The sequence below is a fragment of the Priestia sp. 40 genome, from assembly GCF_049368575.1.
In the GTDB taxonomy this organism is placed as follows: domain Bacteria; phylum Bacillota; class Bacilli; order Bacillales; family Bacillaceae_H; genus Priestia; species Priestia zanthoxyli.
In genome coordinates this window covers 33,056-46,316 of record NZ_JBMPZA010000023.1, presented here as the reverse complement: position 1 = coordinate 46,316, position 13,261 = coordinate 33,056, and the positions used below count along the sequence as shown (strand labels likewise).

The 13,261-nt window shown below is 38.2% G+C and carries 14 protein-coding genes; 10 read left to right on the top strand and 4 right to left on the bottom strand.

Annotated features, from left to right (window positions below):
- Positions 1-10: 10 nt before the first annotated feature.
- The 3 genes from ACO1DI_RS23585 to ACO1DI_RS23575 are packed head-to-tail and all read right to left on the bottom strand — an operon-like array spanning position 11 to position 2,338.
- Positions 11-898 carry an RnfABCDGE type electron transport complex subunit D gene (locus ACO1DI_RS23585; RefSeq protein WP_014461981.1) on the bottom strand — a complete coding sequence of 296 codons (888 nt, stop codon included), beginning with the start codon at positions 896-898 and terminating at the stop codon, positions 11-13.
- Positions 882-1,811 carry an FAD:protein FMN transferase gene (locus ACO1DI_RS23580; protein WP_316911705.1) on the bottom strand — a complete coding sequence of 310 codons (930 nt, stop codon included), beginning with the start codon at positions 1,809-1,811 and terminating at the stop codon, positions 882-884. The genes ACO1DI_RS23585 and ACO1DI_RS23580 overlap by 17 nt, the downstream gene beginning before the upstream one ends.
- Before the next feature lie 14 nt (positions 1,812-1,825).
- Positions 1,826-2,338, bottom strand: a complete 513-nt coding sequence (locus ACO1DI_RS23575; protein WP_208732796.1) for an FMN-binding protein — start codon at positions 2,336-2,338, stop codon at positions 1,826-1,828.
- A gap of 293 nt (positions 2,339-2,631) precedes the next feature.
- On the opposite strand from ACO1DI_RS23575, the gene ACO1DI_RS23570 reads away from it, so the two are divergent.
- The 4 genes from ACO1DI_RS23570 to uvsE all read left to right on the top strand — a co-directional run bounded on the left by ACO1DI_RS23570 (position 2,632) and on the right by uvsE (position 7,968).
- Positions 2,632-3,714: a D-alanine--D-alanine ligase gene (locus tag ACO1DI_RS23570; protein WP_013054995.1), complete on the top strand. Its 1,083-nt coding sequence runs from the start codon at positions 2,632-2,634 to the stop codon at positions 3,712-3,714.
- A gap of 96 nt (positions 3,715-3,810) precedes the next feature.
- A complete protein-coding gene (locus ACO1DI_RS23565; RefSeq protein ID WP_243550134.1) occupies positions 3,811-5,193 on the top strand; it encodes a UDP-N-acetylmuramoyl-tripeptide--D-alanyl-D-alanine ligase in 1,383 nt (460 codons plus the stop codon).
- Between the two features lie 196 nt (positions 5,194-5,389).
- The gene (locus tag ACO1DI_RS23560) at positions 5,390-6,901 is read left to right on the top strand and encodes a DEAD/DEAH box helicase (protein ID WP_042992387.1); all 1,512 of its coding nucleotides are present in this window, start codon (positions 5,390-5,392) and stop codon (positions 6,899-6,901) included.
- A gap of 95 nt (positions 6,902-6,996) precedes the next feature.
- Positions 6,997-7,968, top strand: coding sequence for a UV DNA damage repair endonuclease UvsE (gene uvsE, locus ACO1DI_RS23555; protein ID WP_042992385.1), 972 nt, complete (start codon positions 6,997-6,999; stop codon positions 7,966-7,968).
- 8 nt (positions 7,969-7,976) lie between these two features.
- On the opposite strand, the gene ACO1DI_RS23550 is transcribed toward uvsE, so the two are convergent.
- Positions 7,977-8,579 carry a rhomboid family intramembrane serine protease gene (locus tag ACO1DI_RS23550; protein ID WP_014461974.1) on the bottom strand — a complete coding sequence of 201 codons (603 nt, stop codon included), beginning with the start codon at positions 8,577-8,579 and terminating at the stop codon, positions 7,977-7,979.
- 64 nt (positions 8,580-8,643) lie between these two features.
- On the opposite strand from ACO1DI_RS23550, the gene acpS reads away from it, so the two are divergent.
- From acpS to ACO1DI_RS23520, 6 genes are all read left to right on the top strand, one after another.
- A complete protein-coding gene (acpS, locus tag ACO1DI_RS23545) occupies positions 8,644-9,009 on the top strand; it encodes a holo-ACP synthase (protein ID WP_042992604.1) in 366 nt (121 codons plus the stop codon).
- A 58-nt stretch (positions 9,010-9,067) separates the two neighbouring features.
- Positions 9,068-10,126, top strand: coding sequence for a LolA family protein (locus ACO1DI_RS23540; protein WP_014461972.1), 1,059 nt, complete (start codon positions 9,068-9,070; stop codon positions 10,124-10,126).
- Between the two features lie 62 nt (positions 10,127-10,188).
- Positions 10,189-11,430, top strand: coding sequence for an alanine racemase (gene alr, locus ACO1DI_RS23535; RefSeq protein ID WP_372462488.1), 1,242 nt, complete (start codon positions 10,189-10,191; stop codon positions 11,428-11,430).
- A gap of 200 nt (positions 11,431-11,630) precedes the next feature.
- Positions 11,631-11,912 carry a CopG family ribbon-helix-helix protein gene (locus tag ACO1DI_RS23530; RefSeq protein ID WP_013055003.1) on the top strand — a complete coding sequence of 94 codons (282 nt, stop codon included), beginning with the start codon at positions 11,631-11,633 and terminating at the stop codon, positions 11,910-11,912.
- Between the two features lie 4 nt (positions 11,913-11,916).
- Entirely contained in the window at positions 11,917-12,267 is a 351-nt protein-coding gene (gene ndoA / locus ACO1DI_RS23525) for a type II toxin-antitoxin system endoribonuclease NdoA (RefSeq protein WP_013055004.1), read from the top strand.
- A gap of 157 nt (positions 12,268-12,424) precedes the next feature.
- A complete protein-coding gene (locus ACO1DI_RS23520; protein WP_014461969.1) occupies positions 12,425-13,261 on the top strand; it encodes an RsbT co-antagonist protein RsbRA in 837 nt (278 codons plus the stop codon).

Here is a 13,261-nt window from a genome sequence, read left to right as displayed (position 1 = left end):
CTGCCTATCATCAGGCAGCTTTTTTCATCACTTTTTTGTTGGCAGTCTTCCACGCTTTCCATGCATTAGCAAGTAACAGGCCGATTAATAAATAGGCAAGGCCGCCAAAAACTAAGTAATCTACAGCGCTAATCGCCCCCGCAAGCAGTCCAAATTTTATTTGGTCTTTATACTTTGCAGGAGAAGTTGGCGGATCCGTCACCATGAAGAAGGCTAAAAATAAAGCGGAATTGACAAAAGGAGCTCGTAAAGCATCCGCTACATCTCCTATTCCTATTAATGACATAATCGTAAAAATAGCAAAATACACGCCTGAAAATGCAAATACTTGAGGGAATTTATTTACTTTGCTTGTCACAAGGTACCCCGTCACAAACACAAACACAATGAGCCATACAGGTAGTAAAGATAAGCTTCCCCACCAGCTTTGGCCGCTTGAAAAGACAATAAGTGAAAAGAGAAGACCAAAAGCGGCAGGGTTAAAAATCGGCTTCTTTTTAACTTTTACTAAGTGCTTCGATAAAATCGCAACAGCTACAGTGCAAAATGTGACCCAAGCAGGTGTAGAGGTGCTGAGCACTAAGGCAATAATTAATCCAGTAATAATTCCGCCGTCAGGAAGCTGAATTTTCTTTTTATAAGCAAAAGAAAATCCTAAATCTAAGGCGGCCGCCGAAGATACGGCAAGCAGTAGGTGTCCTAACCCTTGAAAGGCAGAAGAGTTGAATTCACCTAATAAAGTTAAAAGCAGCAGCATAGCGATTACATATCTTTTAGGTGTTTTAACTAGCTGCGCCCATCGACTTACTTCCTTTGGTTTGTTTTCATCTACAATAATATAACCTTTTGGTGTACTAATATATTTAACACCGCTTCTTCGTTCAGAACGTGTGGTCATAATTCATTAATTCCTCCATATCTGATGTGAAAAAAGGAGTGAAACTAGAATCGAAGAGCACGCCGCGTATGTCGGCATCATTCAATAAATTTACTCCTTTTTCTGCTCCTAAAATAAAAGCTGACGTAGATAACGCATCGGCCAGCATGGCAGAAGGAGCAATAGCTGTACAACTCAGTAGACTGCTTCGAGTGGATGGAGATAAGGGATTAACCAAATGATGCGTTGATGGATGCGTCTTATTTTTTCTAGCATAATTTCCTGATGTGCAGACAGCCGTATCTGTTACACGCAAAGTGAGTAATGACTGCGTTTGAATCGCAGGGTGCTGAATCCCGACTTTCCACAATTCTCCGTGTTGATTGAGGCCTTTAACTAGGATGTCTCCTCCCGCATTAATCATAAAATGCTGATAAGGAATGGAGCGGGCAGCTAAATCAATTGCCAATCCTTTGGCGACCGCTCCAAGATCTATAATCATCGGTTTTTGTAAGAGAACCGTTTTTTTATGTGTATCCAATACGATGTCTTTATAACTTCCAGAATTGACTGCTTCGTTCACTTGTACGGGCTTTCCATATAAGTAGTGTTCGTTAAAACCGCGGTTTTCTAATTGTTTTCCTACCGTTGGGTCAAAGATGCCATTCGTTTCATTTGCTACTAAGACAGCGAAATGAAGGGCTTCAAATAATAGAGGACTAACAGAAACCGGTTCTTTGACATGTCTCATTAGTTTCATAACTTCGCTTTTGGTATCAAATCGACTGCATATCGTTTCAACGGTTTTAAAAATAGTAAATGCCTTTGAGATGTGGTGAAGGACATTTGCTTCCTCTGATTGCGGAGCAATTACTTGAATGGACACGGTTGTTCCCATACATAAGACAGAGCGGCTATACGTTTTTATGGACATCATTCGTTTCTCCTTTATGCATTCATTGCTTGCTGAAGTGCGTCGTCCACGGCATTTTGAAAATCTTCTGTACTAAGCGTTGCTCCGCTCACGACGTCGACATCTGAGCTTTGTCTTTGTACCACTTGAGACGGAAGATTCTCAATGTAACTCTCAGAATAGTGAGTATCCGCTTCTGTAATTTCAACTATATCAATTCGATCGTTTTTAATGGTCACCGATACGTAAACAGTTCCGATACGGTTGCTTCCTTGTCCAGCATACGTTCCATCTTTGTATTTTGTTTTAGGAGCAGAACTTTCGGTACTCGCTGATGAAGGGTTCTTATTAGAAGAAGCTATATCTTCTCCCCAGTTGTCATTAACAATCGTTTGATTGTCTGTCTGATCGGTCGTGTTTTTCTGATGACGAGCCGGCGTGACTTGAACAGCTTGCGCGTCAGATAGAGTGTTTATATAACCGGTTGCATAAATACTTCCAATGGCTACGCTGCAGGCAGCAATCATCGTTTTTCCCATTTTACTCATGATTGTTGAACCTCCTGATTTATACCAGAACTATAAGTTCGATTATTGATGGTGATCTTTAGCATAGATAAACTTTACAAATAAACTTTTAAAAAAGATTTAAAATCAAAAAAGTTTTTTTAAAAATAAATGATCTAAGTGAAAAGGTCATTTTAAATAATGAAAGGAGAAGCTGGAATTTCTTTCACAAGCCTAGCTATTTTGACATACGTAATAATAGTTAATATTTCTGTTTACTATCTAAACGTGCATGATAAAATAGAAAAGATGAATATGTGTTAGGAGGAACATCAGTGAAAATTAAGCTTGGCCTTTTATACGGAGGAAAATCCGCTGAACATAAAGTATCTTTACAAACAGCTCTAGCAGTTTCAAAAGCAATTAATCACGATAAATATGAAGTGCATCCAATTTACATTACAGAAACAGGAAAGTGGATTCGCGGCACACAGCTGACTGGTCCGCTTGAAACAGTTGCTCAATTAGAAATTCAAGATAACGGAACTGCTATTTCACCAGTTTCATTGAATACGGAAATGTTTGCATTAACAGATTCAAAAACAGATGATCAGCTAGATGTTATTTTCCCACTTCTTCATGGTCCAAATGGAGAAGATGGTACGGTACAAGGATTATTAGAATTATTGAATATTCCTTATGTTGGAAATGGTGTATTAGCTTCAGCGGCTGGTATGGATAAAGTTGTAATGAAGCAGCTGTTTGCACAGGCAGGTCTGCCTCAAGTAGAGTACGTATCATTTATCCGCCGCGAGTGGGAAGCAGATCGAACGGCTGCTTATGAAAAAGTAGAAACACTTGGATACCCTTGCTTTGTTAAACCAGCAAACTTGGGTTCAAGCGTTGGGATTAGCAAATGTGATAACCGCGAAGAGTTAGAAGCGGCATTTGTTGAAGCCTTCTTATTCGATCGAAAAATCATTGTAGAAGCAGCAGCAGTTGGTCGTGAAGTTGAAATTGGTGTGTTAGGGAATGATGAAGCAGCTTGTTCAGTAGTTGGAGAAATCTTACCTAAAAAAGCGTTTTACGATTACAAAGCCAAATATGAAGACGGCGATACAGGTCTTATTATTCCAGCTGAAATTACAGAAGAACAGCATCAAGAAATGTCAGCACTAGCAATCAAAGCATTTAAAGCAATTGATGGATCTGGTCTTGTACGTGCAGATTTCTTCTTAACATCAGAAGGTAAATTCATTATTAATGAAGTGAATACGATGCCTGGTTTTACACCTTTCAGTATGTTCCCGTTATTGTGGAAACACGCAGGGGTTGAATATCCAGATTTAATTGAAAAACTTGTATCACTAGCAATTGAACGTCATACTGAAAAGCAGCAAATTAAACACACAATGTAACTCACACAACACTATTCATTATGAATAGTGTTTCTGTGTTTCGTTTCAATTAATGTTATCCATAATTTACTTTATATCGAGAGGAGCAAACCAACAATGATTAAACGTACGCTTAAACAGCTAGCTGCAATGATTCCAGGAAGTGTATTTCATAGCGGGAACGAAGCAGCTGTAATTGAGGGAGTCTCAATTGATACGAGAACCATTCAGCAAGGCAATTTATATATCCCAATTAAAGGGGAACGTTTTAACGGGCATGCATTTGTCGATAAAGCAATTGAAAACGGAGCGGTCGCTACTCTGTGGAACAAGGATGAAGAAAACCCACCGACAGACATTAGCGTTATTTTAGTCGATGATACGCTAGAAGCTCTTCAGCAATTAGCGAAATCCTATCGTCACGAGTTAGATATTAAAGTAGTGGGCATTACAGGAAGTAACGGAAAAACAACGGCAAAAGACATGGTGAAAGCTGTGCTTGATACAACTTACCGTGTTCTGAAAACAGATGGAAACTTTAATAATCATATCGGCATGCCGCTTACTATTTTGCGTTTAGATGAAACTCATGATATTGCAGTTTTAGAAATGGGCATGAGCAGCCGAGGTGAGATTGAGTTTCTTTCTAATTTAGCGGAGCCTGATGTGGCCATTATTACAAATATCGGAGAATCGCACCTTCAAGACTTAGGAAGCCGTGATGGAATCGCGGAGGCAAAATTAGAAATTACAAGCGGCTTAGCACCAACAGGTCAGCTTGTCTATAATGGTGATGAGCCGCTTTTAACGTCGCGCGTAGTTAATCCAGTATTTGAAACGGTGACATTTGGCAGCTCAGAACAAAACGATTTGTATCCAAGTGCTATTTCAGCTGAAGAGTTAGGAACAACATTCACTGTTTCACGTGAAACAACATATTCATTCTTTATCCCGGTATTAGGTAAACATAATGTTCACAATGCGCTTTCTGCGATTGCGGTAGGTCATTATTTTGGACTAGACAATAAAACAATCGCTAAGGGATTAAAAGAATTAAAGCTAACCAATATGCGTATGGAGCTCGTGAAACGAACAGATGGCCTGACCTTCATTAATGACGCATATAACGCAAGCCCAACGTCCGTTAAAGCTGCTATCACGTTGATGCATGATTTAGAAGGCTATAAGCAAAAAATTCTTGTTCTCGGGGATATGCTGGAGTTAGGCGATCAGGAAAAAGAGTTTCATAAAGAAGTGGGAGAGTTTATTCAAGCAGAAAAAATTGATTATGTTCTCACATACGGCCCCTTATCTGTTGAAATTGAGCAAGGAGCAAAAAATAATTTTGCAGAAGATAAGGCAATGCACTTTGAGGAGAAAGATGAGCTTGTTAAAAAATTAACAGCGATTACAACAAGAGAAGATGTGGTTTTAGTGAAAGCATCTCGAGGGATGAAGCTTGAGGAAGTTATCTCAAAAATGATGCATAAATTACCTTGATATTAAAAAGAGTATAAGTAAGCTCTATTGCAAACGGAAAGCCATAGTGTTATGATGTAGTCTGAGTGTCTTGAGGCGCTTATACTCTAAACGTTGAATTTATTGAAGTAGTCGTTTAGAGCATTTTCCGTTTCCTCGGAGAATGCTTTTTTTTGTAAAATATAGATAGTCTAAATATAAAAGGAGTTTGAAAAACTTGGCATTATTTCAAGATTTAGGATTAAGTCAACAGCTTAATAAAGCTGTGAGTAAAATGGGTTTTGAAGAAGCAACACCAATTCAATCAGAAACTATCCCATTGGCACTAGAAGGTCACGATTTGATCGGACAAGCACAAACAGGAACAGGGAAAACAGCGGCATTTGGTATTCCTCTTATCGAAAAAGTTGATGTAAACGTAGATGCAATTCAAGGATTAATTATTGCTCCTACTCGTGAACTTGCTGTACAGGTATCTGAAGAACTTTACAAAATTGGTCAAACAAAGCGTGTACGCGTACTATCAATTTATGGTGGTCAAGATATCAGTCGTCAAATTCGTGCATTGAAAAAGCACCCTCATATTATCGTAGGAACACCAGGACGTATGCTAGATCATATTAATCGTCGTACACTTCGTCTACAAGACGTTCATACAGTTATATTAGATGAAGCAGATGAAATGTTAAACATGGGATTCATCGAAGACATTGAAAAAATCTTATCAAACGTACCTGAGAACCACCAAACACTTTTATTCTCAGCAACAATGCCTACTCCAATTCGTCGCATTGCTGAAAAATTCATGAACGAACCAAAAGTGGTAAAAGTAAAAGCAAAAGAAGTAACGATGCCAAACATTACGCAGTACTATTTAGAAGTGCAAGAAAAGCGTAAATTTGATATCCTTACTCGTCTTTTAGATATGCAATCACCTGAATTAGCTATCATCTTTGGTCGTACAAAACGCCGTGTTGATGAGTTATCAGAAGCATTAAATATGCGTGGTTATTCTGCTCAAGGTATCCATGGTGACTTGACGCAATCGAAACGTCTATCTGTACTACGTCAATTTAAAGAAGGTTCTATTGATGTATTAGTTGCGACTGACGTAGCTGCACGCGGACTTGATATCTCTGGTGTTACTCATGTATACAACTTTGATATCCCTCAAGATCCAGAGAGCTATGTACACCGTATCGGACGTACAGGACGTGCTGGTAAAATGGGTGCTGCTATGACATTTGTAACGCCAAGAGAAACTGGACAGTTACACAACATTGAGCGTACAACAAAACGTAAAATGGAGCGTATGACGCCTCCAACGCTTGATGAAGCAATGGAAGGTCAACAGCGTATTGCGGCTGACAAATTAACAGAATCTGTGACACAAGGCAACTTATCTTACTACAAACAGTTGGCAGAAGAGTTACTTGAAGAGCACGATTCAGTTTCATTAGTGGCAGCTGCAATTAAATTATTTACAAAAGAGCCAAACGAATCACCAATTCAATTAACTGCGGAACCACCGGTAATTGCAAAAGGTGATAAAAACAAACGTGGAAATGGCGGAGGTCGCTCACGTTCTAATTCTAAAAACTACTCACAGCAAAATCGTCGTGGAAACTCAAAGCGTTTTGGTGACAAGCGTCGCGGTGGAAGCAACGGCAGTGATAATAGAAATCGCAATAGCAGCAGTAATCGTAAAGATTCTCGCAGCAAAGCGTAAAACAAAAACGAGCCTTAACAGGCTCGTTTTTTTTATGTGTTAATTGCTATTTTATTGGTGCACACTATGAGTAAAATAAAATGGGGTGTTCACTGATGTCGACCATTGTTCGGTTAGGTTATGTGGCGATGAGCGTTCATTTGGAAAATAGTTCTCCTTCTCAAACAATGACTTTTGCACAATTTCAGCGTGTGAAAGATCATGAAGCGGCCATTCGCAAGCTCGAACGTATTGCAATATCCAACTTAGAAAACTGCTTACGGTTATTAAAACATAATGCATGGAGTGAAATTGAGTTTTTTCGATTCAGTTCTAAGCTAATTCCATTAGCTAACCATGACGCGCTAAAAGAGTGGAACTACATAGCTCCTTTAAAGGATGCTCTTCAGCGTATTTCTGTATTTTTGAAGGAACATCCAATGCGAGTAGATTTTCATCCGGATCATTTTGTTGTTTTAAACTCAACGGATAAAGAGGTTTTTAAGCATTCTATCCAAACTCTTCGCATGCATCAAAAGTTGCTGAAAGGAATGGATGTTCCGCTTCAAAATCGCTGTGTTTTACATGTTGGAGGAGCTTATAATGATAAAGAAAAAGCACTGGAGCAGTTTATTCACAATTGGGGGCTTGTACCTCAATCCATTCAGCAAATGATTATGTTGGAAAACGACGATACAACCTTTCATATAAAGGACGTCTTATATTTATGTGAAAAACTAAATGTCCCAATCATTTTTGATCTTCATCATCATCAGGCAAACAACGATGAAACTTCATGGCAAGAGCATTGGGGCCGTATCATTAGAACATGGGAACATGAAACGCTTCCTCTTAAAATGCATATATCTAGTCCTAAAAGTGATAAAGAATTTAGAGCCCATGCAGATTATATCGATGTTAATGGGTTTTACAGCTTTTTAAAAGAAATAAATGGAACGATACCGCAAATTGATTGCATGATTGAAGCTAAGAAAAAAGATGAAGCGCTCTTTCAGTTAGTAAGAGATTTAAAGTCTTATGAAGATGTGGAATTTATTAACTCATCCACTTTTTATATTAAATCCTAAAGCAGGCCTCATATCTGTGGCTTGTTTTTCTGTTTGAACGCAAGAAAAGCGAGAAGAAATCCAGCAATACCTCCAGCGAAATGAGCTGTGTTGTTGGTTCCTGGTGTTAGCAGACCTGAAAGTAATCCAATAATTAAAAAGACGACAATGATTTGCTGGTTGCTTTTAGAAAGCATATGCTTTTGTTTTATGACAAGATAGAGGTAAAACCCAAGCAGCCCGAAAATGGCACCGGATGCACCCACATGGCTGTAAAAAGAAGATTGGATTAGAAATGTAACAATATTTCCAAGCAATCCACACGTAAGGTAGAATAGAAGAAACTTATAAGAAGAAAGAATACGCTCAGCACCTGGTCCTAACAAGAACAAGGAAAATGAGTTAAAAAGAAGGTGTGAAAAGCTTAGATGCAAAAAGATAGGTGTGAAAAGTCGCCAGTAGTCTCCTTGAGAAATTAAGCTATTCACACCAATAAGTTGATGTATAAAAGATTCTGCAAGGTGTGAGGGAAGAGCGGCAAGTAACCATAGCGCAATGTGGATGCAGATAAGCGTGAAGGTAACAGGGTAAAAACGTTTAAATTCAGCTGCATTTTCTGTGCGTACGAACATATTTGTCACTCCTTTTTATAAAGGCATTTTTATATACTATTCTGTAAGAGAGGATTAAATGAAAATGATTATAGGAACTGGAATTGATATTACAGAGTTAGACCGGATTGAAAAAATGGTGCAACGGCAAAGCGCTTTTATTACTCGGATTTTAACAAAAAATGAAAAAGAACGCTATGAAAAGCTATCAAGCCGACGTAAGGTCGAATTTTTAGCAGGAAGATTTGCTGTGAAGGAAGCATATTCGAAAGCTCTTGGAACAGGAATAGGAAAAGATTTCAGCTTCCAAGATATCGAAGTTGTGAATGATGAAAGAGGAAAACCCCACATTGTTACAAAACAACCACTGGAAGCGTCTGTACACGTATCTATTTCGCACAGTGCGCACTATGCGATTGCTCAAGTAATTATTGAACGCTTGTCAAGCTAGTCTGCATATTCACTATTTCTTGTTCATATATTCATAGTGTGGATAGGGGAGACAAGATATGTTCTTGCTTCTCCGTTTAGCTGTGAATATACGAAATAAAGGAGTTGGGGAAATGCATAAAAAATGGATTGGCTTATTTGTTTGCGCCTTTTTTCTCTTAGCCTTATCAGCATGCGGTGAAAAAAGTCAGCAGGATGTAACAGATGCATTGGATGCCAAGGTACAAGAAATGGCGGGGTATAAATCAGATGCTAAGATGACATTGAATACAGGGAAAGATGCTCAAGTATACGATGTAGAGATTTGGCATAGTAAGCCTATGTATTATCGAGTGAATTTGAAAAATACAAAGAAAGATCAAAGCCAAATGATTTTGCGTAATGATGAAGGGGTTTTTGTTTTAACGCCGGCCTTAAATAAAAGCTTTCGTTTTCAAAGTGACTGGCCGCAAAATAGCAGTCAAGCTTATTTGTATGAATCCCTTGTCCAAGATATTGTGAAGGATGAAAAGGCAAGTTTTAAATCAACGGATAAGCATTATATTTTTGAAACAAAAACCAACTATCAAAATAGCACAATGCTTCCTAAACAAGAAATTACGGTGAACAAAAGTGACTTAGCGCCTGTGTCGGTTAAAATTATGGATACGGATAATAAAGTGTTAATAAAAGTTGATTTCTCTAAGGTGAAATTCGATTCTAAGTTTGATAAAGGGGCTTTTGATACAAAAAGAAACATGACAAGTGCAAAGATTGACATTCCGACATTAGCTCAGCAAAAATCATTTAGCGTTCTTTACCCTAAGGATGTTCCAAAAGGTACAAAGCTGTCCAAGGAAAAGAAAATTGAGACGGAAAATGGCGAGAGAGTCGTTTTAATGTACAAGGGAGAAAAGCCGTTTACGCTTGTACAAGAAAAAGCTCAAGTAGCTAAAACAGCAACATCTACAGTTACTGCCGGAGAGCCGTTTGATTTAGGTTTTACTGTGGGAGCTTTAACGAATAAAAGTCTATCTTGGACATATAATGGAGTAGACTTTATGCTGGCTTCTGATCAGCTAACACCAGATGAATTGAGTACAGTTGCTAGATCTGTGCAAAGTCAGATGGGAAAATAAGAGAAGCTTACAAGCCTGCATATATGTAGGCTTGTTCTTGCTTGATTTGAATAAAGATCGAGATGAAGTTTGGCTATAGATGTATTATACTAACAGAGGAAAGTACGTTTAGAATGGTTCTGAAAAAAGGAAGTGTCGTAGTAATGGATGCATTTTATAGAGAAACATGGGCAGAAATTGATGTAGAAGCCATTTTTCAAAATGTGAATCATGTAAGAGAACTGATACCGGGGCATAAAATGTTAATGGCCGTAGTAAAAGCGAATGCGTACGGGCATGGAGATAAAGAAGTAGCAGAGATTGCGCTTCAAGCTGGCGCTGATATGCTAGCTGTAGCTTTTCTGGATGAAGCTATTGCTCTTCGAAAAAAAGGAATAAAGGAATCCATTTTAGTATTAGGAGCCGTGCCTACCCTACACATTCAAACCGCATTGGAGTGGGATGTAACGGTCACTGCTTATAGCAAAGCTTGGATTGAAGAAGCAGCGTCCATTCTAGGTGAAAACAGTCAGCTGCATATGCACTTAAAAATAGATACAGGCATGGGTCGCTTAGGAATTAGAACAAAAGAAGAATTACACAAAACGATGAAGATCATCGCTTCTCATTCGGGATTTGTGCTGGATGGAGTGTTTACACACTTTGCAACAGCAGACGAGCTAAATTCGTCTTATTTTGAAGAACAATACACATTCTTTGAAGAAATGGTTGGAATTGTGAAAGAACATAATTTTACACCTCCGATGATTCACTGTGCAAATAGCGCAGCCTTGCTTCGTCGTCCGAACGATATCTTTAATGGCGTACGCTTAGGTATCTCTATGTATGGCTTGAGCCCTTCTGAGGAATTAAAAGAAGTTTTGCCAATTCCGTTAAAACAAGCTTTTTCGCTGCACAGCCGTATTGTGCATGTTAAAAAAGTCAAAAAAGGGAGTCATATCAGTTACGGAGCTACTTATGAAGCTAAAGAAGATGAATGGATTGCTACTATTCCAGTAGGATATGCAGACGGCTGGATTCGTAAATTAAGTAATTTTGAAGTGTTAGTAGATGGAGTTAAAGTGCCAATTGTTGGTAGAATATGCATGGATCAATTGATGATTAAATTGCCTAAAATGTATAAAACGGGCACGAAAGTCACATTTATTGGAAAACAAAAAGGTGCTGAAATTACAATTGATGAAGTAGCGAAGCATCTTGAAACAATTAATTATGAAATCCCTTGCATGGTTGCAGCAAGGGTTCCGAGGGTTTATACAAGAGATTCGCAGCATATTGATGTTAATAATTATATCTTGCGCTGAATATACATCTTCCTGAGTCAACATAAAAAGCCTGTGAACAAAAGACAATAAAATAATAACTTCCATGCATAAAAGAGGGTATCAATTGACGATAATAGTGTAGAAATTGACAGAATTAACTTTCCATTAAAGCTAATCAATGTTATGATAAGGAAAGATGAGACTATTGGTGTGTGTATTGATGTTGGAGGTGTATGTTTGTGTCTGAAGCGAGCGCAACTACAGAAATCCTAGTAAGATTACCGAAAAATTTAGTATCGGAGCTCGATCTTATGGTTAAACAAGAAAATGGCAACCGAAGTGATTTTATTCACCAAGCAACAAAATTGTACCTTCGTGAGCGAAAAAAACGCCATATTCGCGAATCAATGAGACGTGGATATATGGAGATGGCAAAGATAAACTTAAATATTGCTTCCGAGGCTTTTCTAGCAGAGTATGAAGCTGATCATACTGTGGATCGTTTAGTAAGCGGGGGGTAATGACTTGGTAGTCAAACGTGGCGACGTTTATTTTGCTGACCTATCTCCTGTTGTTGGCTCAGAACAAGGAGGCGTTCGCCCTGTACTTGTCATTCAAAATGATATAGGCAATCGTTTTAGCCCAACTGTTATTGTAGCTGCGATCACTGCTCAAATTCAAAAGGCAAAGTTACCTACGCATGTTGAAATTGATGCAAAGCGCTATGGATTTGAGCGAGATTCAGTTATTTTACTAGAACAAATTCGTACTATTGATAAACAGAGGCTAACAGACAAGATTACCCATTTAGATGATGAAATGATGGACAGAGTGGATGAAGCCTTGCAAATCAGTGTAGGACTTATCGACTTTTAGAATTATACTTCCATTTATGCTAAGTTGCTCCTTTATGAGCAACTTTTTTAATTTGACTAGGAATAATCAGTAAACGTATATTGTAATAAGAAACGTTTTAAAAATGATAATATATATATAGATATAAATGAGTGTATTGACTCACAAGGAGGACCTCATGAATCAAGATTTATTCAATTATATACAAAATCATAAATCAGAAATTTTTGATCGATGGCTAGTGTTAATGAATGATGTGGAAACAGAGCGGATTAAAAACATTGTATCTGAGCAAGTGTACGTAAATGTAAGCTCTGATTTTGTAAATTTACTTTTGGCAAAAGCATTCCGTGATCAGGAAAATTTTGCAGAGGAACTAGAGGAAGTAGTAGGACGAGTTGTGAGTTTAGGATGGCCTCTTGCTTATTTGACACAGGGTGTACGTAACTTGGGTCACGTAGTGGTTGAAGGGTATGTAAACAGTGAACATGCGAAGGCTGACCAAACTCATTCTGAATTATTCTATCGGTTTGACAAGTGGTTAAGTCCTATTTATAACAAAATAGTAGAACAATACTCCAACTCGTGGGAAAATACAGTTATGTTGCAAAAAGTTGCACTTCAAGAATTGTCTGCTCCATTAATACCGGTATTTGATAAAATTACAGTAATGCCGCTTGTAGGAACAATTGACACTGATCGTGCAAAGAAAATTATGGAAAACTTACTGCAAGGTGTCGTAAAGCACCGATCAGAGGTCGTATTAATAGATATTACCGGAGTACCAGTAGTGGATACGATGGTTGCGCATCATATCATTCAAGCTGCTGAAGCCGTACGTTTGGTTGGAGCCAAGTGTTTGTTAGTAGGAATTCGTCCGGAAATTGCTCAGACTATTGTGAACTTAGGTATTAACTTAAACGAAATTATTACGAAAAACTCATTAAAAAAAGGTGTAGAGTTTGCGTTAGAAATGACTGAGCGGAAAATAGTTGATATAGAATCGGAGGAATAA